32 protein-coding genes and 2 pseudogenes are annotated in these 20,521 nt (G+C 68.1%); 33 read left to right on the top strand and 1 reads right to left on the bottom strand.

The features are described 5' to 3' along the window. From Q0588_RS04150 to Q0588_RS04295, 30 genes and pseudogenes are all read left to right on the top strand, one after another. A pseudogene (locus tag Q0588_RS04150) lies at window positions 1–405 on the top strand (50S ribosomal protein L3); the annotation flags it as partial. Continuing rightward, window positions 402–1,040: a 50S ribosomal protein L4 gene (gene rplD, locus Q0588_RS04155; protein WP_298744045.1), complete on the top strand. Its 639-nt coding sequence runs from the start codon at window positions 402–404 to the stop codon at window positions 1,038–1,040. The pseudogene Q0588_RS04150 and the gene rplD, both read left to right, overlap by 4 nt. After that, a complete protein-coding gene (locus tag Q0588_RS04160) occupies window positions 1,040–1,345 on the top strand; it encodes a 50S ribosomal protein L23 (RefSeq protein WP_056450366.1) in 306 nt (101 codons plus the stop codon). The genes rplD and Q0588_RS04160 overlap by 1 nt, the downstream gene beginning before the upstream one ends. A 4-nt stretch (window positions 1,346–1,349) precedes the next feature. Then, window positions 1,350–2,183, top strand: a complete 834-nt coding sequence (gene rplB / locus Q0588_RS04165; protein WP_298744048.1) for a 50S ribosomal protein L2 — start codon at window positions 1,350–1,352, stop codon at window positions 2,181–2,183. 2 nt (window positions 2,184–2,185) lie between these two features. Further along, the gene (gene rpsS, locus Q0588_RS04170) at window positions 2,186–2,464 is read left to right on the top strand and encodes a 30S ribosomal protein S19 (RefSeq protein WP_008262211.1); all 279 of its coding nucleotides are present in this window, start codon (window positions 2,186–2,188) and stop codon (window positions 2,462–2,464) included. A 3-nt stretch (window positions 2,465–2,467) separates the two neighbouring features. Next, complete coding sequence (gene rplV / locus Q0588_RS04175) at window positions 2,468–2,848, top strand: 50S ribosomal protein L22 (protein ID WP_056450358.1); 381 nt, start codon at window positions 2,468–2,470, stop codon at window positions 2,846–2,848. Beyond that, window positions 2,848–3,600: a 30S ribosomal protein S3 gene (rpsC, locus tag Q0588_RS04180; RefSeq protein WP_298744052.1), complete on the top strand. Its 753-nt coding sequence runs from the start codon at window positions 2,848–2,850 to the stop codon at window positions 3,598–3,600. The genes rplV and rpsC overlap by 1 nt, the downstream gene beginning before the upstream one ends. A 3-nt stretch (window positions 3,601–3,603) precedes the next feature. Beyond that, complete coding sequence (gene rplP, locus Q0588_RS04185; protein WP_298744053.1) at window positions 3,604–4,047, top strand: 50S ribosomal protein L16; 444 nt, start codon at window positions 3,604–3,606, stop codon at window positions 4,045–4,047. Next, on the top strand, window positions 4,044–4,241 hold the full coding sequence (gene rpmC / locus Q0588_RS04190) for a 50S ribosomal protein L29 (RefSeq protein ID WP_298744054.1): 198 nt from the start codon (window positions 4,044–4,046) through the stop codon (window positions 4,239–4,241). The genes rplP and rpmC overlap by 4 nt, the downstream gene beginning before the upstream one ends. Before the next feature lie 10 nt (window positions 4,242–4,251). Next, window positions 4,252–4,494, top strand: coding sequence for a 30S ribosomal protein S17 (rpsQ, locus tag Q0588_RS04195; protein WP_168049152.1), 243 nt, complete (start codon window positions 4,252–4,254; stop codon window positions 4,492–4,494). Between the two features lie 18 nt (window positions 4,495–4,512). Continuing rightward, window positions 4,513–4,881: a 50S ribosomal protein L14 gene (gene rplN / locus Q0588_RS04200; RefSeq protein WP_055832151.1), complete on the top strand. Its 369-nt coding sequence runs from the start codon at window positions 4,513–4,515 to the stop codon at window positions 4,879–4,881. A 2-nt stretch (window positions 4,882–4,883) separates the two neighbouring features. Then, a complete protein-coding gene (gene rplX / locus Q0588_RS04205; protein ID WP_298744057.1) occupies window positions 4,884–5,192 on the top strand; it encodes a 50S ribosomal protein L24 in 309 nt (102 codons plus the stop codon). Next, the gene (gene rplE, locus Q0588_RS04210; RefSeq protein ID WP_298744059.1) at window positions 5,192–5,749 is read left to right on the top strand and encodes a 50S ribosomal protein L5; all 558 of its coding nucleotides are present in this window, start codon (window positions 5,192–5,194) and stop codon (window positions 5,747–5,749) included. Before rplX ends, rplE begins: the two co-directional genes overlap by 1 nt. A 19-nt stretch (window positions 5,750–5,768) precedes the next feature. Continuing rightward, entirely contained in the window at window positions 5,769–6,074 is a 306-nt protein-coding gene (gene rpsN, locus Q0588_RS04215) for a 30S ribosomal protein S14 (RefSeq protein WP_183251184.1), read from the top strand. Window positions 6,075–6,088: 14 nt separating this feature from the next. Then, the gene (gene rpsH, locus Q0588_RS04220; RefSeq protein WP_168049145.1) at window positions 6,089–6,487 is read left to right on the top strand and encodes a 30S ribosomal protein S8; all 399 of its coding nucleotides are present in this window, start codon (window positions 6,089–6,091) and stop codon (window positions 6,485–6,487) included. A gap of 1 nt (window position 6,488) precedes the next feature. Further along, window positions 6,489–7,022: a 50S ribosomal protein L6 gene (rplF, locus tag Q0588_RS04225; protein WP_298744061.1), complete on the top strand. Its 534-nt coding sequence runs from the start codon at window positions 6,489–6,491 to the stop codon at window positions 7,020–7,022. Between the two features lie 3 nt (window positions 7,023–7,025). Beyond that, window positions 7,026–7,388, top strand: coding sequence for a 50S ribosomal protein L18 (gene rplR / locus Q0588_RS04230; RefSeq protein WP_298744062.1), 363 nt, complete (start codon window positions 7,026–7,028; stop codon window positions 7,386–7,388). 12 nt (window positions 7,389–7,400) lie between these two features. After that, complete coding sequence (gene rpsE / locus Q0588_RS04235; RefSeq protein ID WP_298744064.1) at window positions 7,401–8,006, top strand: 30S ribosomal protein S5; 606 nt, start codon at window positions 7,401–7,403, stop codon at window positions 8,004–8,006. 4 nt (window positions 8,007–8,010) lie between these two features. Next, window positions 8,011–8,208 carry a 50S ribosomal protein L30 gene (gene rpmD / locus Q0588_RS04240; RefSeq protein WP_298744065.1) on the top strand — a complete coding sequence of 66 codons (198 nt, stop codon included), beginning with the start codon at window positions 8,011–8,013 and terminating at the stop codon, window positions 8,206–8,208. A 147-nt stretch (window positions 8,209–8,355) separates the two neighbouring features. Then, on the top strand, window positions 8,356–8,946 hold the full coding sequence (gene rplO, locus Q0588_RS04245) for a 50S ribosomal protein L15 (protein WP_298744066.1): 591 nt from the start codon (window positions 8,356–8,358) through the stop codon (window positions 8,944–8,946). 103 nt (window positions 8,947–9,049) lie between these two features. Continuing rightward, on the top strand, window positions 9,050–10,438 hold the full coding sequence (gene secY / locus Q0588_RS04250) for a preprotein translocase subunit SecY (protein ID WP_298744067.1): 1,389 nt from the start codon (window positions 9,050–9,052) through the stop codon (window positions 10,436–10,438). Window positions 10,439–10,461: 23 nt separating this feature from the next. Then, complete coding sequence (locus Q0588_RS04255; protein ID WP_298744068.1) at window positions 10,462–11,025, top strand: adenylate kinase; 564 nt, start codon at window positions 10,462–10,464, stop codon at window positions 11,023–11,025. 59 nt (window positions 11,026–11,084) lie between these two features. Further along, window positions 11,085–11,825 carry an energy transducer TonB gene (locus tag Q0588_RS04260; protein ID WP_298744069.1) on the top strand — a complete coding sequence of 247 codons (741 nt, stop codon included), beginning with the start codon at window positions 11,085–11,087 and terminating at the stop codon, window positions 11,823–11,825. A 143-nt stretch (window positions 11,826–11,968) separates the two neighbouring features. After that, window positions 11,969–12,337 carry a 30S ribosomal protein S13 gene (gene rpsM, locus Q0588_RS04265; protein ID WP_298744071.1) on the top strand — a complete coding sequence of 123 codons (369 nt, stop codon included), beginning with the start codon at window positions 11,969–11,971 and terminating at the stop codon, window positions 12,335–12,337. Window positions 12,338–12,346: 9 nt separating this feature from the next. Next, a complete protein-coding gene (rpsK, locus tag Q0588_RS04270) occupies window positions 12,347–12,736 on the top strand; it encodes a 30S ribosomal protein S11 (protein WP_122468702.1) in 390 nt (129 codons plus the stop codon). A gap of 87 nt (window positions 12,737–12,823) precedes the next feature. Next, window positions 12,824–13,843, top strand: a complete 1,020-nt coding sequence (locus Q0588_RS04275) for a DNA-directed RNA polymerase subunit alpha (protein WP_298744074.1) — start codon at window positions 12,824–12,826, stop codon at window positions 13,841–13,843. A 102-nt stretch (window positions 13,844–13,945) separates the two neighbouring features. After that, a complete protein-coding gene (gene rplQ, locus Q0588_RS04280) occupies window positions 13,946–14,362 on the top strand; it encodes a 50S ribosomal protein L17 (RefSeq protein WP_298744076.1) in 417 nt (138 codons plus the stop codon). Between the two features lie 317 nt (window positions 14,363–14,679). Beyond that, the gene (locus Q0588_RS04285; RefSeq protein WP_298744077.1) at window positions 14,680–15,969 is read left to right on the top strand and encodes an ectonucleotide pyrophosphatase/phosphodiesterase; all 1,290 of its coding nucleotides are present in this window, start codon (window positions 14,680–14,682) and stop codon (window positions 15,967–15,969) included. A 61-nt stretch (window positions 15,970–16,030) separates the two neighbouring features. Then, window positions 16,031–17,401: a trypsin-like peptidase domain-containing protein gene (locus Q0588_RS04290; RefSeq protein ID WP_298744079.1), complete on the top strand. Its 1,371-nt coding sequence runs from the start codon at window positions 16,031–16,033 to the stop codon at window positions 17,399–17,401. A 118-nt stretch (window positions 17,402–17,519) separates the two neighbouring features. Continuing rightward, the gene (locus Q0588_RS04295) at window positions 17,520–17,909 is read left to right on the top strand and encodes a hypothetical protein (protein ID WP_298744081.1); all 390 of its coding nucleotides are present in this window, start codon (window positions 17,520–17,522) and stop codon (window positions 17,907–17,909) included. A gap of 26 nt (window positions 17,910–17,935) precedes the next feature. Here the strand turns inward: Q0588_RS04295 and Q0588_RS04300 are convergent, their stop codons facing one another. Further along, a complete protein-coding gene (locus Q0588_RS04300; protein WP_298744083.1) occupies window positions 17,936–18,379 on the bottom strand; it encodes a VOC family protein in 444 nt (147 codons plus the stop codon). A 73-nt stretch (window positions 18,380–18,452) separates the two neighbouring features. Between Q0588_RS04300 and Q0588_RS04305 the strand changes: the two genes are divergently transcribed. From Q0588_RS04305 to Q0588_RS04315, 3 genes and pseudogenes are all read left to right on the top strand, one after another. Beyond that, entirely contained in the window at window positions 18,453–19,772 is a 1,320-nt protein-coding gene (locus Q0588_RS04305; RefSeq protein WP_298744088.1) for a replication-associated recombination protein A, read from the top strand. Window positions 19,773–19,835: 63 nt separating this feature from the next. Further along, window positions 19,836–20,276: a hypothetical protein gene (locus Q0588_RS04310; RefSeq protein WP_298744086.1), complete on the top strand. Its 441-nt coding sequence runs from the start codon at window positions 19,836–19,838 to the stop codon at window positions 20,274–20,276. Between the two features lie 39 nt (window positions 20,277–20,315). Next, window positions 20,316–20,521: pseudogene (locus Q0588_RS04315) on the top strand (RluA family pseudouridine synthase); the annotation flags it as partial.

Below are 20,521 nucleotides of genomic sequence, written 5' to 3' on the forward strand. Positions count from 1 at the left end.
GCCGGCGCCATGAAGCGCTGGAATTTCGGCGGTCTGCGGGCGACCCACGGCGTCTCGGTCTCGCACCGTTCGCACGGCTCCACGGGCAACCGCCAGGACCCGGGCCGCACCTTCCCGGGCAAGAAGATGGCCGGCCAGCTCGGCCAGGAAGTCGTCACCACCCAGAACCTGACCGTCTTCCGCGTCGACGCCGACCGCGGCCTGATCATGATCAAGGGCGCCGTCCCGGGTCACGAGGGCACCTGGGTCAAGATCCGCGACGCCGTGAAGAAGACCCGTCCGGCCGAGGCCCCCTTCCCGGGCGGCGTCAAGTCGTCGAAGACCGCCGCTGCTGCTGAACCGGCCGAAACGCCGGCCGCGGAAGCCCCGGCCGTCGAGGCCACCGAAGGCGGTGAAGCACAATGAAACTCCCGGTCATCAAACTCGACGGCAAGGCCTCGGGCGACGTTGAACTGTCGGACGCCGTCTTCGGCATCACCGACATCCGCGGCGACCTGCTGGCCCGTTACGTCAACTGGCAGCTGGCCAAGCGCCGCGCCGGCACCCACAAGGTCCAGACCCGCAACGAGAACTCTCGTACGGGCAAGAAGATGTACAAGCAGAAGGGCACCGGCGGCGCCCGTCACGGTTCGCGCCGTGCGCCGCAGTTCGTCGGCGGCTCGCGCGCCTTCGGCCCGATCGTCCGCGATCACGGCTTCTCCCTGCCGAAGAAGGTCCGCGCCCTGGCCCTGCGTCACGCGCTGTCGTCCAAGGCCAAGGCCGGCGACCTGGTCGTGGTCGACAGCATCGCCCTGAAGGACTCCAAGACGGCGGCCCTGCGCACGACGCTCGGCAAGCTGGGCTGGAACAGGGTGCTGATCATCGGCGGTCCGGAAGTCGACGCGAATTTCGGCCTGGCCGCCCGCAACATCCCGCACATCGACGTGCTGCCGAACGCCGGCCTGAACGTCTATGACATCCTGCGGGCCGACAAGCTGGTGCTGACCAAGGCGGCCGTCGAGGCCATCGAGGCGCGCTTCTCTGAGAAGGAGGCCGCGTAATGGCCGGCGCTCAACCCACCGCCCGTCACTACGACACCATCCTGGCTCCGGTGATCACCGAGAAGGCCACGATCCTGTCGGAACAGAACAAGGTCGTCTTCCGCGTCGCGGACAACGCCTCCAAGGACGAGATCGCCGCGGCGGTCGAGGCCCTGTTCAAGGTCAATGTGCTGAAGGTCAACACCCTCGTCCAGAAGGGCAAGACCAAGCGTTTCCGCGGCATCATGGGCCGTCGGGTCGACATCAAAAAAGCGATCGTGACGCTGGCCGAAGGCCAGTCGATCGACGTCACCACGGGGCTCTGACCAGATGGCCTTGAAGACCTACAATCCGACCTCGCCGGGCCGCCGCGCCCTGGTGCTGATCGACCGCTCCGAGCTCCACAAGGGCCGTCCGGAGAAGTCGCTGACCGAGGGCCTGACCAAGTCGGGCGGACGCGGCCAGGGCGGTCGCATCGCCGTCCGCTTCCGCGGCGGCGGCGCCAAGACCCTGTACCGCAAGATCGACTTCAAGCGCCGCAAGTTCGCGACCGCGACGGTCGAGCGCCTCGAGTACGATCCGAACCGGACCGCCTTCATTGCCCTCATCACCTATGAGGACGGCGAAAAGGCCTACATCATCGCGCCGCAGCGCCTGAAGGCGGGCGACACGGTGGTGGCCGGCGAAAAGGTCGACGTGAAGCCGGGCAACGCCATGCCGCTGCGCTCGATGCCCGTGGGTACGATCATCCACAACATCGAGATGAAGCCGGGCAAGGGCGCCCAGCTGGCCCGTTCGGCCGGCGCCTACGCCCAGCTGGTCGGCCGCGACCAGGGCTACGCCCAGATCCGCCTCGGCTCGGGCGAGCTTCGCATGGTGCTGGACGGCTGCATGGCCACGGTGGGCGCGGTTTCGAACCCCGACCACATGAACCAGAACCTCGGCAAGGCCGGCCGCGTCCGTCACATGGGCTGGCGTCCGCACGTTCGCGGCGTGGCCATGAACCCGATCGACCACCCGCACGGCGGCGGCGAGGGCCGGACCTCCGGCGGCCGCACCCCGGTCACGCCGTGGGGCAAGGACACCAAGGGCACCCGCACCCGCAAGAACAAGGCGACGGACAAGTTCATCATCCGTACCCGCCACGTCAAGAAGGCTCGCTAAAGATGGCCCGCTCCTCCTGGAAAGGCCCGTTCGTCGACGGGTATCTGCTCAAGAAGGCCGACGCCGTTCAGACGTCGGGCCGCAAGGACGTGATCAAGACCTGGTCGCGCCGTTCCACCATCCTGCCGCAGTTCGTCGGCCTGACCTTCGGCGTCCATAACGGCCAGAAGCACGTGCCGGTGTCCGTCTCCGAGGAGATGGTCGGCATGAAGCTCGGCGAGTTCGCCCCGACCCGGAACTTCCCGGGCCACGCGGCGGACAAGAAGGCCAAGAGGAAGTAGTCCATGGCCCAGACCAAGAACCCCCGTCGGGTCGCCCCGACCGAAGCCCGCGCCAAGCTGGTGAATGTCCGGATCAGCCCGCAGAAGCTGAACCTGGTCGCCCAGTCGATCCGCGGCCTGCCGGTGCAGAAGGCGCTGAACGAGCTGGAATTCAGCCGCAAGCGCATCGCCACCGACGTTCGCAAGGTCCTGTATTCGGCGGTTTCGAACGCCGAGAACAACCACAACCTCGACATCGACAACCTCGTCGTCGCCGAGGCCTTCGTGGGCAAGAACCTGGTGATGAAGCGTTTCGCGAGCCGCGCTCGTGGCCGCTCGTCGCGTATCCTGAAACCTTTCGCGGAGATCACCATCGTGGTCCGCGAAGCCGGTGAGGCCGCCTGATGGGTCAGAAAGTAAATCCGATCGGTCTGCGCCTCGGCGTCAACCGCACCTGGGACAGCCGCTGGTTCGCCGGCGGCGCCGACTACGCCAAGCTGCTGCACCAGGACCTGAAGCTGCGCACGTGGCTGAAGGAACGCCTCAACGCCGCCGGCGTGTCGCGCATCATCATCGAGCGGCCGCACAAGAAATGCCGCGTGACGATCTACGCCGCCCGCCCGGGCGTCGTGATCGGCAAGAAGGGCGCCGACATCGAGAAGCTGCGCAAGGACATCTCGGCCCAGACCGAGGGCGAGGTTCACCTGAACATCGTCGAGGTGCGCAAGCCGGAAACCGACGCCCAGCTGATCGCCGAGAACATCGCCCAGCAGCTGGAACGCCGGATCGCCTTCCGCCGCGCCATGAAGCGCGCCATGCAGTCCGCCATGCGCCTCGGCGCCAAGGGCGTCCGCATCAATGTGTCGGGCCGTCTCGGCGGGGCCGAGATCGCGCGGATGGAATGGTATCGCGAAGGCCGTGTGCCGTTGCATACCCTGCGCGCCGACATCGACTACGGCTTCATCGAGGCCAAGACGACCTACGGCATCATCGGCGTGAAGGTGTGGGTCTTCAAGGGCGAGGTGCTCGAGCACGACCCGATGGCGCAGGACAAGCGCTGGGCCCAGGAAGCTTCCGGCCCGTCTTCCAACGAAGGTCGTGAACGTGGACCCCGCGGCGACCGCGGCCCGCGCCGCGACCGGGCACGTGAGAACTAGGCCATGCTGCAACCGAAGAAGACCAAATACCGCAAGGCCTTCAAGGGCCGCATCCACGGCGCCGCCAAGGGCGGCTTCTCGCTGAACTTCGGTTCCTACGGGCTGAAGACGGTGGAGCCGGAACGCATCACCGCGCGTCAGATCGAGGCGGCCCGCCGCGCGATCACCCGCCAGATGAAGCGTCAGGGCCGCGTCTGGATCCGCGTCTTCCCCGACCTGCCTGTGACGGGCAAGCCGGCCGAAGTCCGGATGGGCAAGGGCAAGGGCGCCGTGGACCACTGGGCCGCGCGCTGCCACCCGGGCCGCATCCTGTTCGAAATCGACGGCGTGCCGGACGACATCGCCCGCGAGGCGCTGCGTCTCGGCGCCGCCAAGCTGCCGGTCCGTACGAAGGTGGTCACCCGCCTCGACGCCGGTGTCTCGCACGTGGAGCACATCGGAGCATGACCAAGATCGCCGACCTCCGGGCCCAGACCCCCGACCAGCTGTCCGACGAGCTGCTGAAGCTCAAGAAGGAACAGTTCAACCTGCGCTTCCAGGCCGCCACCGGCCAGATGGAAAAGACCCACCGGGTCTCGGAAGTGCGCAAGGACATCGCCCGCATCTCGACGCTTCTGCGCGAGAAGCGCGTGAACGCGTAAGGAAGCGAAGATGCCGAAGCGAATTCTCGAAGGCGTGGTCGTCTCCGACAAGGGCGACAAGACCGTCGTGGTGAAGGTGGAGCGCACCCTGCTGCACCCCGTCCTCAAAAAGACCGTCCGTCTGTCCAAGAAATATCACGCCCACGACGAAGCGAACGCCCTCAAGGTCGGTGACCTGGCCCGCATCGTCGAGTGCGCCCCGAAGTCCAAGCTGAAGCGTTGGGAAGTCCTTTCCACCGCCTCGGCCTCGTAACCAGAAGGATCGGATCCCATGATCCAGATGCAAACTAACCTGGAGGTGGCCGACAATTCGGGCGCTCGCCGGGTCATGTGCATCAAGGTGTTGGGCGGCTCCAAGCGCCGCTACGCCTCGGTGGGCGACACGATCGTCGCTTCCGTGAAGGAAGCCATTCCCCGCGGCCGCGTGAAGAAGGGCGACGTCGTGCGCGCCATCGTCGTGCGCACCGCCAAGGACATCATGCGCAAGGACGGCTCGGTCATCCGTTTCGACAAGTCGGCCGCCGTCATCGTCAACAAGCAGAACGAGCCCGTCGGCACGCGGATCTTCGGCCCGGTTCCCCGCGAACTGCGCGCCAAGAACCACATGAAGATCATCTCGCTGGCCCCGGAGGTCCTGTAGTCATGGCCGCCAAGATCAAGAAGGGCGACCGCGTCGTCGTCCTGACCGGAAAGGACAAGGGCCGCACCGGCTCCGTCACCCGGGTTCTGCCGACCGAAAACCGCGTCGTCGTGCAAGGCGTCAACATGGTTCAGCGCCACACGCGCCCGACCCAGGCTGATCCGCAGGGCGGCATCAAGAACAAGGAAGCGTCGCTTCACCTGTCGAACGTCGCGATCGCCGACGCCAACGGCAAGGCCACCCGCGTCGGCTTCCGCATGGAAGGCGACAGGAAGGTCCGCTTCGCCAAGACGACGGGAGACGTCATCTGATGGCCGACACCAAATACACGCCTCGTCTGAAGGACGAGTACCAGGCCCGCATCCGCAAGGTGATGACCGAGAAATTCGGCTACACCAATCCGATGCAGGTGCCCAAGCTGGACAAGATCGTCCTCAACATGGGCATCGGCGAAGCCGTGGCCGACTCCAAGAAGGCCACCGCGGCCCTCAGGGACCTGACCGCCATCGCCGGCCAGAAGGCCGTGCCGACCAAGGCCCGCAACTCCATCGCCGGCTTCAAGCTGCGCGAGGGCATGGTCGTGGGCGGCAAGGTCACGCTGCGCGGCGACCAGATGTACGAGTTCCTCGACCGGTTCATCACCATCGCCCTGCCGCGGGTGAAGGATTTCCGGGGCCTCAAGGGCACCAGCTTCGACGGTCGCGGCAACTACGCCACCGGTCTGAGGGAGCACATCGTGTTCCCCGAGATCAACTACGACCAGATCGACCAGATGTGGGGCATGGACATCATCGTCTGCACCACGGCCAAGACCGATGAGGAGGCCAAGGCCCTCCTCACCGAGTTCAAGTTCCCGTTCGTGAACTGAGCGGGAAGGGAAGAGCACAATGGCTAAGAAGAGCGCCGTGAACCGCAACGAGATGGTCAAAGCCCTCGTCGCGAAATACGCCGACAAGCGGGCCGCCCTGAAGGCGACCGCCAACGATGAATCCCTGCCGCTGGAGGAGCGCTTCGAGGCGCGCCTGAAGCTGGCGGAGCTGCCGCGCAACTCGGCGGCCAACCGGATTCGCAACCGCTGCGAGGTGACGGGCCGTCCGCGCGCCTATTACCGCAAGCTCAAGATGAGCCGTATCGCCCTGCGTGAACTCGGCAACCTGGGTCAGATCCCGGGCCTGACCAAGTCCAGCTGGTAAGGGGAGCGACAGACATGATGATCAACGATCCCCTGAGCGACATGATCGCCCGCATCCGGAACGCCGCCATGCGCAAGCGTTCCAAGGTGCTCACCCCGGCCTCCCGCCTGCGCCAGCGCGTCCTCGACGTGCTCCAGGACGAGGGCTACATCCGCGGCTATTCGCTGGTTCAGAACCCCGGCGAATTCCCGCAGTTCGAGATCGAGCTGAAGTATTTCGACGGCCAGCCGGTCATCGCCGAGATCGCCCGCGTGTCCAAGCCGGGCCGCCGCGTCTATTCGGCGATCAGCGACCTGAAGCCGATCAAGAACGGCCTCGGCATCTCGATCCTCTCCACGTCCAAGGGCGTCATGTCGGACACCGCGGCCCGCGAGGCCAAGGTCGGCGGCGAAGTCCTCTGCAGGGTCTACTGACATGTCCCGTATCGGCAAACGCATCATCGCTGTCCCGAAGGGCGTGACCGTCACGCTCGACGGCCAGACCGTGTCGGTGAAGGGTCCCAAGGGCGAGCGCTCGTGGACCGTCGCCGAGGAGATCGAGGTCTCGCAGAACGACGAGGGCATCAGCCTCGGCCTGCGCGCCGACACCCAGCGTGGCCGGGCCATGTGGGGCCTGTCGCGCACCCTGGTCGACAACATGGTCACCGGCGTCACCACCGGCTTCGAGAAGAGCCTGGACCTGGTCGGCGTCGGCTACCGCGCCGCGATGAAGGGCAACGCCCTGTCGCTGCAACTCGGCTTCTCGCACGACGTCGACATCCAGCCGCCGGCCGGCGTCACCTTCGCGGTGCCGAAGCAGACCGAAATCAAGATCTCGGGGGCCGACAAGCAGGCCGTCGGCCAGATCGCCGCCGTCATCCGCAAGCTGCGTCCGCCGGAGCCCTACAAGGGCAAGGGCGTGCGCTACGCGGGCGAAAAGGTCCGGCGCAAGGAAGGCAAGAAGAAGTAAGCCATGGCCACCACTCTCAAGCAAAACGCCAAGCGTCGCACCGAGCGCACCCGCCGCCGCCTGAAGGCCGTGGCCAACGGCCGCCTGCGCCTGTCGGTCCACCGCTCGGACAAGAACATCTCGGCCCAGATCATCGACGACGCCCAGGGCGTCACGGTGGCCTCCGCCTCGTCGCTGGAAGGCGACAAGGGCAAGAAGCCGAAGGGTTCGGACACCGCCGCCGCCGCCATGATCGGCAAGCTGATCGCCGAACGCGCCATCGAGAAGGGCGTCAAGGACGTCGTCTTCGACCGCGGCGGCTACATCTATCACGGACGGGTGAAGGCGCTGGCGGAAGCCGCGCGTGAAGCCGGCCTGAATTTCTAAGGGACGCGACAGATGGCGCAACAACCCCAACGCGGCGGCGGCGGCGATCGCAACCGTCGTGACAACCGCAACGCTCCCGCCGTCGACGGTCCGGACTCGGACATCGTCGAGAAGCTGGTGCACATCAACCGCGTCGCGGCCACGGTCAAGGGCGGCCGTCGCTTCTCGTTCGCGGCCCTGATGGTCGTCGGCGACGGCAAGGGCCGGGTCGGCTTCGGTCACGGCAAGGCGCGCGAAGTGCCGGAAGCCATCCGCAAGGCGACCGAGGAAGCCAAGAAGACCATGATCAAGGTTCCGCTGCGCGAGAACCGCACCCTGCACCACGACGGCGCCGGCCGTTGGGGCGCCGGCAAGATCATGATGCGCGCCGCCCCTCCGGGAACCGGCGTCATCGCGGGCGGTCCGATGCGCGCCGTGCTCGAAACCCTGGGCGTCCAGGACGTGGTCGGCAAGTCGACCGGGTCGTCGAACCCCTACAACATGATCCGCGCCACCTTCGAGGCCCTGAAGGTCCAGTCGTCGCCCCGCATGGTCGCCTCGAAGCGCGGCAAGAAGGTCGCCGACCTGATGGGCCGCCGCAACGACGGCGCCTCGGCGCCCGAAGCCGTGGAGGGCTGAATAGATGGCCAAGACCGAATCCAAAGCCACCGTCACCGTTCGCCAGACCGGTTCGCCGATCCGCCGCAAGGCCGACCAGCGCGCCACCCTGGCCGGCCTCGGCCTGAACCGCATGGGCCGTGAATCGACCCTGGAGGACACCCCCTCCGTCCGCGGCATGATCGCCAAGGTCGCGCACCTGACCGAGATCGTCGAGAAGTGAGGGATTAGGGATTAGGGACTAGGGACTAGGGGAGGGCGCAGCGTCCGAACCGGCGACCTAGACCCTAGTCCCTAGTCCCTAGTCCCTTTTCAAATACAGCCGAGTTCGCTGCTGCAGCGGGCGCTAGCACCCGAAAGGATCAGGCACATGAAACTGAACGAAATCCGCGACAACGAAGGCGCCCACAAGAAGCGCATGCGTGTCGGCCGGGGCCCGGGTTCGGGCAAGGGCAAGACCGCCGGCCGCGGCGTCAAGGGTCAGAAGTCGCGTTCGGGCGTCGCCATCGGCGGCTTCGAGGGCGGCCAGATGCCGCTGTACATGCGGATGCCGAAGCGCGGCTTCAACAATCCGAACGCCCTGAAGCTGGCCGAGGTCAACCTGTGGCGTCTGCAGGAGGCGATCGACGCCAAGAAGCTGGACGCCAAGGGCGAGATCAACGGCGAGGCGCTGGTCGCCGCCGGCGTGATCCGTCGCGTCAAGGACGGCGTGCGCCTGCTGGGCACCGGCGAGATCAAGGGCAAGCTGAATCTGGTCGTCTGGTCGGCCACCTCGGGTGCGCTGAAGGCCGTCGAGGCCGCCGGCGGTTCGGTCACCCAGCAGCGGATCGAGGCCGAGGCCAAGGCCGCGGCCCGGGTCGAGAAGCGCAACGCCGCCAAGGGCAAGGCTCCGGCCCCCAAGGCGCCCCGGGGTGACGCCAACAAGGTCTCGGCCCGCGCCAAGCGGACGGCCGCCAAATAAAGCACGGGGGGCGCTCTCGCTAAGGGAGCGCCCTTCGCCTATCTGGACGCAAGCGCCGGAGTCCTGTCCGATGCGCCGTTCTGATCAGTCGGGGTGACGACACATGGCTTCGGCCGCCGAACAACTCGCAGCAAACATGAACATGGGCTCGTTCGCCAAGGCGACCGAGCTGCACAAGCGTCTGCTGTTCACGCTGATGGCCCTGCTGGTCTACCGCGTCGGCACCTATGTGCCGGTCCCGGGGATCAATTCCGAGGCCTTCCTGGCGTTCTTCCAGAACCCGGACAGCCAGCGCGGCATCCTCGACATGGTCAATATGTTCTCGGGCGGCGCGGTCGAGCGTTTCGCGGTCTTCGCCCTGAACGTGATGCCCTATATCTCGGCCTCGATCATCGTCCAGCTGATGGGCGCGGTCTATCCGCCGTGGGAGAAGCTGCGCAAGGAAGGCGGCGAGAGCGGCCGCAAGCAGCTCAACCAGTACACCCGGTATCTGACCGTGGTCCTGGCGCTGTTCCAGTCGACCGGCATCGCCATCGGCCTGAACGCCCAGGAGGGTTTCGTCGACAATCCGGGCATCTTCTTCATCGTCTCGACCGTGACGGTCCTGACCGGCGGCACCATGTTCCTGATGTGGCTGGGCGAGCAGGTCACGGCGCGCGGCATCGGCAACGGCATCTCGCTGATCATCATGGCCGGCATCGTCGCCGTCCTGCCGGGCGCCATCGCGCGGATGTTCGGCATGGCCCAGCAGGGCCTGATGTCGCCCTTCACCCTGCTGCTGATCACCGGCCTGGCCGTCGCCGTGGTGGTGTTCATCGTCTTCATGGAGCGGGCCCAGCGGCGGCTGCTGATCCAGTATCCGAAGCGCCAGGAGGGCAACCGCATGGCCGGGGGCGAGCGCTCGTTCCTGCCGCTCAAGGTCAACACCGCCGGGGTCATCCCGCCGATCTTCGCCTCGTCGCTGCTGATGCTGCCGACCACGGTCGCGCAGATGACCGCCACCGCCGACCTGCCGGCCTGGCTGGACTGGCTCCCGCTGTTCACCGCCCAGATGCAGCACGGCCAGCCCATCTTCATGGTGCTGTACGGCGCGCTGATCATCTTCTTCTGCTTCTTCTACACCTCGATCACCTTCAATCCCGAGGACACCGCCGAGAACCTGCGCAAATACGGCGGCTTCCTGCCGGGCATCCGTCCGGGCAAGCGCACGGCCGAATATCTGGACTATGTGCTGACCCGCCTGACCACCATCGGCGCCATCTACATCACCGCCGTCTGCCTGTTGCCGGAGTTCATGGCGGCCCAGATGGGCAACGGCCTGCTGTTCGGCGGCACCTCGATCCTGATCGTCGTCTCGGTGACCATGGATACGGTGGCGCAGATTCAGTCCCAGCTGTTGGCCCACCAGTACGAGGGCCTGATCAAGAAGGCCAAGCTGCGCGGGCGCGGCCAGGGCCGCGGCAAGGGCGTCACCGCGCCCGCCCGGCGCTGAAGCCGGTTCGGGGAGGGGCGGCGATGAATCTGATCCTGTTCGGCCCCCCGGCGGCGGGCAAGGGCACCCAGGCCAAGCGGCTGGTCGAGACGCGGGGCATGGTCCAGCTGTCGACGGGCGACATGCTGCGTGCCGCCATCGCCTCGGGCACCGAACTGGGGCGCGAGTGCCAGGCCATCATGTCGCGCGGCGACCTGGTCTCCGACGACATCGTCATCGCCCTGATCGAGGAGCGTTTGCCGGAGACCGAGGCGGCCGGGGGCGCGATCTTCGACGGCTTTCCGCGCACCGTGGCCCAGGCCGAGGCGCTCGACGCCATGCTGGCCCGCAGGGGCGCCCGGATCGACCGCGTGGTGCGCCTGAAGGTCGACGACGCGGCCCTGCTCGAGCGGGTCGCCCGCCGCTACGCCGAAGAGGGCCGTCCGGACGACAATCCCGAGAGCTTCAAGGTCCGGCTGGCGGCCTACAACCGCAACACCGCGCCGCTGCTGCCCTACTATGCCGATCGGGGCCTGCTGACCGAGATCGACGGCATGGGCTCGATCCCGGCCGTCTCGGACGCGATCGACGCGGCGCTGGATAGCTGAACCGAAGCTGAGCGCTTTCGGCTCCGGCGCGTTCATGCCGGATGTGGCATGTTCCGCGCGTGAAAATCGGTTCGCTCCTCACCCGTGACCGGCAGCGCAAGGCCGGCGCCTTTGCGGTCGTGCTGGCCGCCCACATCGGCGTCTTCGCCCTGGTGGCGCGGACCCGGCCCGAGCCGCTGCCCCCGCTCCCGCCGGTGATCGAGGTGGAGCTGTTCCGGCCCATCCCGCCGCCCCCGCCCCCGCCCCCGCCGCCTCCGGAAAAGCCGTCGAAGCGCGCCGGCGGCGGAGCCCCCGCCGCGCCGTCGCGGATTCACGTGCCCCCGCCGCCGCGCGAGCCCGTCCCGCCGGAGACGCCGGCCCCGCGCGAGCAGGCGCCCGAACCCGCCCTGGTCGTCGGCGTCGCGCCGATCGCCTCGGCGACCCCCGGCATGGGCCAGGGCGGCCAGGGGACGGGGGCCGGCTCCGGCGTCGGCGCGGGCGACGGGCCGGGCCGCGGCGTCCGCACCGGGCCGAGAAACCTGCGGCAGCCGTCTCCCGGCGGGCTGCGCCGCTACCACCCGCCGGAAGCCCTGCGCCGCGGGGTCTCGGGGACGGCCGTGGTCAGTTGCCGGATTCGCGAGGACACGGTGCTGGACCAGTGCCAGGTGTTGAATGAAACTCCCCCGGGGCAGGGCTTCGGCCAGGCCGGCGTCGCGGCGGCGGTGGCCGAGTACCGGTTCCGCCCGGCCATGATCGACGGCCGCCCGGACCATGACCTGCGGGCCGTCATCACCCTGCGCTTCGGACGGAATGCTCCCTGAGGAGATCCGGCGCCGACGCGACGCCAGCCGTTGACGCGGCGTGAATCCCCTGTATAAGGCGCGCTTCCGCGAAGGGCGTCGACGCTCCTGGTCTGTTGACCGGAGCGTTTGTTGCGTCCGCACACGCGTATCTGGAGAGCTTCGTGGCCCGTATCGCTGGCGTCAACATCCCGACCAACAAGCGCGTCGAAATCGCGCTTCAGTACATCCATGGCATCGGCGCGCACGCGGCGAGGGACATCACGGCCAAGGTCGGGATCGAGCCGTCGCGCCGGGTCAACCAGCTGACCGACGCCGAGGTGCTGCAGATCCGCGAGACGATCGATCGCGACCACACTGTCGAGGGCGACCTGCGTCGCGAGACGTCGATGAACATCAAGCGCCTGATGGACCTGGCCTGCTACCGCGGCCTGCGTCACCGCAAGGGCCTGCCGGTCCGCGGCCAGCGCACGCACACCAACGCCCGTACCCGCAAGGGTCCCGCCAAGCCGATCGCCGGCAAGAAGAAGTAAGACAGACACATGGCCAAGGAACCGGGTCGCGTAAAGAAGCGCGAGCGCAAGAACATCACCTCGGGCGTCGCCCATGTGAATGCGTCCTTCAACAACACCATGGTGACCATCACCGACGCGCAGGGGAACGCCATCTCCTGGTCGTCGGCCGGACACATGGGCTTCAAGGGCTCGCGCAAGTCGACCCCGTACGCCGCCCAGATGGCCGCCGAGGACGCCGCTAAGAAGGCCGGCGAGCACGGCGTGAAAACCCTGGAGGTCAACGTCTCCGGTCCCGGCTCCGGTCGTGAGTCGGCCCTGCGGGCCCTGCAGGCCGCGGGCATGACCATCACCACCATCCGCGATGTTACGCCGATGCCGCACAACGGTTGCCGTCCGCCCAAGCGCCGCCGCGTCTAGGCCGACCTGACCGACTATTTCTCCGCCGGTCCTGCCGCCCCTGACGAGGAGCGAGGGACCGGCGAACTCCGTTTCCGAGGGACATCCATGATCGAACGTAACTGGCAAGAGCTGATCCGTCCCGAGAAGCCGCAGATCGAGGCCGGAGCCGACCCGCTGCGCAAGGCGCGCCTGGTCGCCGAGCCCCTCGAACGCGGTTTCGGCGTGACGCTCGGCAACGCCCTGCGCCGCGTTCTGCTGTCGTCGCTGCAAGGCGCGGCGGTGACGGCCATCCAGATCGACGGCGTCGTTCACGAATTCTCGTCGCTGGAAGGCGTGCGCGAGGACGTCGTCGACATCGTGCTGAACATCAAGCAGCTGGCGCTGCGCATGCACGCCGAGGGCCCCAAGCGGATGACCCTGCGCGCCACCGGCCCCGGCCCGGTGACCGCCGGCCAGATCGACGTCCCGTCGGACATCGAGGTGCTGAACCCCGGCCATGTGATCTGCACCCTGGACGACGGCGCCTCGGTGCGCATGGAGCTGACCGTCCAGAACGGCAAGGGCTATGTCGCCTCGGAATTCAACCGTCCGGAAGACGCCCCGATCGGCCTGATCGCCGTCGACGCCCTGTATTCGCCGGTCAAGCGCGTCGCCTATCGCGTCGAGCCGACCCGTCAGGGCCAGTCGCTGGACTACGACAAGCTGGTGCTGGAGGTCGAAACCAACGGCGCGGTCTCGCCGGTGGACGCGGTGGCCTATGCCTCGCGCATCCTGCAGGACCAGCTGCAGATCTTCATCACCTTCGACGAGCCGAAGAAGGCGGTCGAACAGGCGGACGGCAAGCCCGACCTGCCGTTCAACCCGGCCCTGCTGAAGAAGGTCGACGAGCTGGAGCTGTCGGTCCGTTCGGCCAACTGCCTGAAGAACGACAACATCGTCTACATCGGCGACCTGATCCAGAAGACCGAGGGCGAGATGCTTCGCACCCCGAATTTCGGCCGCAAGTCGCTGAACGAGATCAAGGAAGTGCTGACGACCATGGGGCTCAGCCTCGGCATGGACGTGCCGAACTGGCCGCCCGAAAATATCGAAGACCTGGCCAAGAAGTTCGACGACCAGATCTAGTTTCAACCCTCCGCCCTTGGCCCATCGGGTCGCGGAGCGGTTAGAATGAGATAGCCCCAGGTCCGGTCCGCCGGAAACCGGGGTTGAGTAGGAGAGACCCCGATGCGCCACGGCGCCGCCTATCGCAAGCTCGGCCGCACGGCCAGCCACCGGACCGCGATGTTCGCCAATATGGCGGCGTCGCTGATCAAGCACGAGCAGATCACCACGACCCTGCCCAAGGCCAAGGAGCTGCGTCCCTTCGTCGAGAAGCTGGTCACCCTCGCCAAGAAGGGCGACCTGCACGCGCGCCGTCAGGCCATCAGCCAGGTCCGCGACGTGCCGCAGGTGGGCAAGCTGTTCGACACCCTCGGCCCGCGCTACGCCGACCGCAACGGCGGCTACATCCGCATCATGAAGGCCGGCTACCGGCACGGCGACAACGCGGCCATGGCCGTGATCGAATTCGTCGACCGCGACGTCGACGCCAAGGGCCAGGACTCCGGTCCGGCGCAGGTGTTCGAGGGCGACGAAATCTAGACATCGACGCCGCCGGCGGATCGACCTCCGCGGCGCGGTCCAGGCTGGCGGGCGCCGCCGGACTGGAGCAGCTGACACAGGAACCGCACCGCGGCTCCAGCGGGATGACCCCTTCCAGCGGCTGGTCGGGGTATTTTTATCGCAGATCGACCGCCGCTACGGCCCGGCGCCCGCCGCCGCCGGGGCGCGGGCGTCGCAAGACCGTCGTCTGTCGAGTCTAGCGTCTTCAAATTCGATGTCCGGAAGGATCGCGGCCCCGGCCGGGATCGCACTCGCCCGGCCGCGATTCCGCCGCTTCCCTCGCCCGGAGCCCGTCCATGTTTCGCCGCCTGACGACCGCCCTCGCCGCCGCCTGCGCCCTGGCCGCAGCCGGATGCGCGAGCGCGCCGCCGCCGCGGCCCGTCGCCGCCGCGAGCCGGTCCCCGGTCATCCTGATCTCGATCGACGGGTTCCGGTGGGACTATCTGCGACGCGGCGCCACCCCGACCCTGGCGGCCCTGGCGGACGCCGGCGCCAGCGGACCGATGCGACCGTCCTTTCCCAGCATAACCTTCCCCAACCACTATACCCTGGTCACCGGCAGGCACCCCGACCGCCACGGCATCGTCGGCAACGCCATGGTCGATCCGGAGCTGGGCCGGTTCGCCCTGGGGGTGCGCGAGGCGGTGACGGACCGCCGCTGGTGGGACCAGGCGGAGCCGATCTGGGTCACGGCGGAAAAGGCGGGCCTGGTGACCGGGACGATGTTCTGGCCCGGCTCCGAGGCCGCGATCGGAGGCGTGCGGCCGACCCACTGGGTCCGGTTCGACCAGTCGCTGCCGGGCGACGCCCGGGTGGACCAGGTGCTGACCTGGCTGGACCTGCCGCCGGACCGCAGGCCCGACCTGGCGACCCTCTATTTCGATCTCGTCGACACCGCCGGCCACACCGACGGCCCCGACAGCGCCGCGACGCGGACGGCCCTCGCCTCGGTGGACGCCTCGATCGCGCGGCTGATCGCGGGGCTGAGGGCGCGCCGGCTCGACGACGACGCCGTGCTGGTGATCGTGTCCGACCACGGCATGGCCGCGACCTCGCCCGAGCGGGTCGTCCGGCTGGAGGATCTGGTCGATCCGGAGGCGCTGCGGATCGTCTACGCCGGCGCCGTGGCCTTCCTCGATCCGGTTCCGGGGCGCGAGACCGAGGTCGAGGCGGCGCTGGTCGGCCGCCACCCGCATGTGGAATGCTGGCGCAAGGCCGATCTGCCGGCCCGCTTCGTGCTGGGGTCGAATCCCCGGGTCGCCGCCCTCGTCTGCCTGGCCGAGGTCGGCTGGCTGATCGCCGCCCCGGGACGCCCGGCGACCGGGCCCGGCGGCGCGCACGGCTACGACAACGCCGCGCCGGAGATGGCGGCCCTGTTCATCGCCCACGGACCGGGGGTGGCGCGGGGCGTCGCCCTCGGCGACCTCGACAGCGTCGATGTCCAGCCCCTGCTGGGGCGGCTGCTGGCCCTGACGGTCCCGGCCGGCGACGGGCGAGCCTCGGACACGGCCGCCGCCCTGGTCGATGCGGTCGCCCCCGATCGAACCGGGCGGGGCGGGGACGGTCTGGAGCCGGACGCGTCTTGATGCGGTCCAAAATCCGGGGCGGAATGGCGGCGCTCCAACCTCCAGCCCCGACCGGACCCTGATGAAGACTCCCCCCCTCGCGATCGCCCTCGCCCTGTCCCTCGCCGCCTGCGGCCAGCCGGACGACAGCCGCGCCCAGGACGGCGTCTTCGCCGACAACCGCATCCTGCCGGCCGACGCCCTGTCGATGAAGGCCAGCTTCGCCCCGGTGGTGCGCCAGGCGGCGCCGGCCGTGGTCAATATCGCGGCGATCGGCGTTCAGCAGTATCGCGACCCCTTCTGGGGCATTCCCGGCCAGCGCCAGACCGGCTCGGTCGGCTCCGGCGTCATCGTGCGGGCGGACGGCGTGGTGGTGACCAACAACCACGTCATCGAGGGCATGCAGCAGATTCGCGTCACCCTGAACGACCGGCGCGAGTTCTCGGCCCGGGTGGTGCTGGCCGACGCCCGCTCCGACATCGCCGTGCTTCAGCTCGAGGGCGTCAACGACCGCCTGCCGACGCTGAACATCGACGACCGCGAGGAGCAGCAGGTGGGCGATCTGGTGCTGGCCATCGGCAATCCGTTCGGGGTCGGCCAGACGGTGACCAACGGCATCATCTCGGCCCTGAACCGCACCGAGACCGGCATTTCGGACAGCGGCTCCTTCATCCAGACCGACGCGGCCATCAATCCCGGCAACTCCGGCGGGGCCCTGGTCGACATGGACGGCGACCTGATCGGCATCAACACGGCCATCTTCTCGCGCTCGGGGTCGTCGTCGGGCGTTGGCTTCGCCGTGCCCGCGACCCTGGTGAAGCGGGTGGTCGACTCCGCCGTCGGCGGGGCCACCGTCGTGGTGCGCCCATGGCTGGGCGTGAAGGGCGAGACGGTCAGCGCCGACATCGCCCGCGGCTTCGGCCTCGAGCGGCCGCAGGGACTGGTGGTGACCGAGGTCTGGCCCGGCGGCCCCGGGGCCCGGGCCGGTCTGCGCCAAGGCGACGTCATCACCGCCGTCGACGGGGTCGAGGTCAACGACCAGAGCGGATTGAATTTCCGCGTCGGCACGCGGGAGCCGAACGCCGCCGTCGAGATCGCCGTGCTGCGCGGCGGCCGGCCCCTGACGCTGACGGCCCGGGTGCAGCCGCTGCCCGGCGATCCCGACCTCGACCGGGCCACCGTGATCCGCCAGGGGGTGCTGTCGGGCGCGCAGCTCCTCGCCCTGAACCCCGCCCTGGCCGACCGTCTCGGCGGAGACCCGTTCATGAGCGGCGTCATCGTCGGCGCCGTCGACCGGCGCGGTTATGCGGCCCGTTTTCTGGCCCATGGGGATCTGATCCTGGCGCTCGACGGCCGCCCCGTGACCGCCCCGAACCAGCTCGAGAACGTGCCCCGCGGCGCGCAGCTCACCCTTCAGCGCCGCGGCCAGCAGGCCACCCTGCTGATCCGCTAGGGAGCCCTTTCCCGCCGGCCAGGGGGTGGCCTCTTCACAGGGCGGGCCGTTGGGTTGGCAGCGTCAGAAACCGCGGGTAATATTCCTCAATGAACCCTGCTTCCGAGGGCCCACCTGAATGTTAAACAGAACAGCGCAAGTAGCTCGAACAGGGTTCCTAATTTTTTGGTGGCTGGTCACGGCTGCCTGGTTGGGAAATTTTTTTGAGTTCGGAAAGGCACCGTTCTGGATTATTATTTTGGGCCATTTCGCTCTTCTTCTAACGCTGCCCAAGCCAGAAAAACCGGAGTCGACGGCTCGATCAGAGCCATCTTTTTTGAGATGGCTCGTCGATGGGACAATGGTGGTCGGCAGCCTCGCTGGCGGTGCACTGTTCGTGATTGCTTCAGGACTTATGGAAGGCGAGCCGTTCCAAATGAATCTTGGCGTGAAGATTGCGATCGCGATCTTGATTATCGCCTTAACATGCCCCCTTATCTCACGGTACTTGGAACAGAAAGGACTATAGGCTACGGTCGGTCCCAGACCTCTACCCTACGAGACGGAACACCCGCGTGCACTGCCCCGGACGGCCGAGCCGATCGACCAGCAGTGGCCGAACGGGTCCTTCAGCCGGCCGTGGCGGCCGCCCCAGGCCTGATCGGCGGGCGGGGACACCGGCACGCCGCCCGCCAGGATGGCGCGGTTCCACCATTCGTCGGCGTCATCGACCTGAAGGTGCAGGATCACCCCCCGGGGCGCGACGTCCTCCACGCCGCCCCTCTCCGGAAACTCGTCGTGCAGCATCAGGCTGGCCGCGTTGAGGCGCAGATGGGCGTGAAGGATGCGCTCGCCGTCGTCGGCCAGCCTGAGCTCCAGCACCTCGGCCCCGAAGGCGCGGCCGTAGAATTCCATCGCAGCCTGGCCCCCGCGCGAGGGGATGGTCAGGTGGGGGATGATTCCGGCCGTCGGGGCCCGGGTGTCGTGATCCTCGGCCATGGCGCGCTCTCCTCTGGGGCGGCCCATACTAGGGCGTGAAAAGGCCGCCGCGAACGCCTATCTCTGCCTGCGCATGACCGACCTGTTCGAAGCCTCCGGCATCCATCCGCCCGACGCGCCCCTGGCCGACCGGCTGCGGCCGCGCACGCTCGACGAGGTGGTCGGGCAGGATCACCTGCTCGGCGAGGGCGGGCCGATCCGGCGCATGGTCGAGGCGGGGCGGCTGGGGTCGATGATCCTGTGGGGCCCGCCGGGCAGCGGCAAGACCACCATCGCCCGCCTGTTGGCCCGGGCCGCCGGCTATCAGTTCCAGCAGATCAGCGCCGTCTTCTCGGGCGTCGCCGACCTGAAGAAGGCGTTCGAGGCGGCCCGGATGCGCCGCGCGGCGGGCCAGTCGACCCTGCTGTTCGTCGACGAGATCCACCGCTTCAACCGCGCCCAGCAGGACGGCTTCCTGCCGTTCGTGGAAGAGGGCATCGTCACCCTCGTCGGCGCCACCACCGAGAACCCGTCGTTCGAACTGAACGGGGCCCTGCTGTCGCGGACCCAGGTCTATGTGCTGAAACGGCTCGACGACGCGGCCCTAGATCAACTGTTGAGTCGAGCCGAGGCGCAGGAGGGCAAGACCCTGCCGCTGACCCCCGAGGCGCGCCAGGCGATGCTGGCCCTCGCCGACGGGGACGGCCGCTACCTGCTGACCATGTCCGAGGTGCTGTTCGGCCTGACGGAGACCGGGCCCCTCGACGTCCAGGCCCTGGCCGGCGTGCTGCAGAAGCGCGCGCCTGCTTATGACAAGAGTCGAGAAGAACACTACAACCTCATATCCGCACTGCATAAATCGGTTCGCGGATCCGACCCGGACGCGGCCCTCTACTGGCTGGCCCGGATGCTGAACGGGGGCGAGGACCCGCTGTATCTGGCCCGCCGCATCGTGCGTATGGCGGTCGAGGACATCGGCGAGGCCGACCCCCTGTCCCTGCTGGTCGCCAACGCCGCCAAGGACGCCTATGACTTTCTCGGCTCCCCCGAGGGCGAGCTGGCCCTGGCCCAGGCCGTGGTCCATCTGGCCACGGCGCCCAAGTCGGTCGGCGTGTACGAGGCCTTCAAGGCGGCGAAGAAGGCGGCGGCCGAGACCGGCTCGCTGACGCCCCCCGCCCACATTCGCAACGCCCCGACGAAGCTGATGAAACAGCTCGGCTACGGCCAGGGCTACCAGTACGATCCCTCGACGCCCGAAGGCTTCTCCGGCGCGAACTTCTTCCCCGACGGCATGGAGCGCCGCGTCTTCTACGCCCCGAAAGGCGAGGGGCATGAGGCCAAGGTCAAGGAACGGCTGGAGCGCTGGGCGGCGCTGCGGGCCGGGATGCAGGCCGGCGAAGGGCCGACAGGGTAACCGTTGCCGTAACCGCGTTTTCGGATCATCCTTCGCCCATCGGAATATCCTTGGGAGGGGACGATGACCGACACCATGAAGATGACCACCTCGACGCCTTGGCACCTGTGGGCCGTGGGCGTGCTCGCCCTGCTGTGGAACGGCTACGGCGGCTATGACTATGTGATGACCCAGACGAACAATGCCGCCTACCTCGCGCAATACACGGCGGAGCAGCGGGCCTATTTCGACAGCTTCCCAATATGGATGGAGGCGGTGTGGGCGATCGGCGTGTGGGGAGCCGTTCTCGGCTCGGTCCTGCTGCTGCTGCGCAGCAAATGGGCCTTCCACGCCTTCCTCGCCTCGCTGATCGCCTTCGCCGTCAGCGTGGTTTACGGCCAGATGTCGGGCGGGTCGGCCCTGATGGGGACCACCGGCATGATCTTCAGCGCCGCGATCTTCCTGCTCGGCCTCGGCTTCGTGATGTACAGCCGCATGATGACCCGAAAGGGCGTTCTGCGCTGACGGGCTGACGGGGGAGGGCGGTTCGCCTATGCAGGCGCGGTGACCGACCGCGCCCCCGTATCCCTGTCCGAAGACGAGCTCGCCGCCGTCCGCTCGTGGGTGCTGCACGAGGACCCGCATCTGCTCGTTCTCGACAAGCCGGCCGGCCTGTCCAGCCAGGGCGGCCGCATCCGGGCCCATACGCTGGACGACCTGCTGTGGGCCTTCATGCGTTCCAACGGCAAGCGGCCGGAGCTGGTGCACCG

Source organism: uncultured Brevundimonas sp., assembly GCF_937870815.1.
Lineage (GTDB): Bacteria > Pseudomonadota > Alphaproteobacteria > Caulobacterales > Caulobacteraceae > Brevundimonas.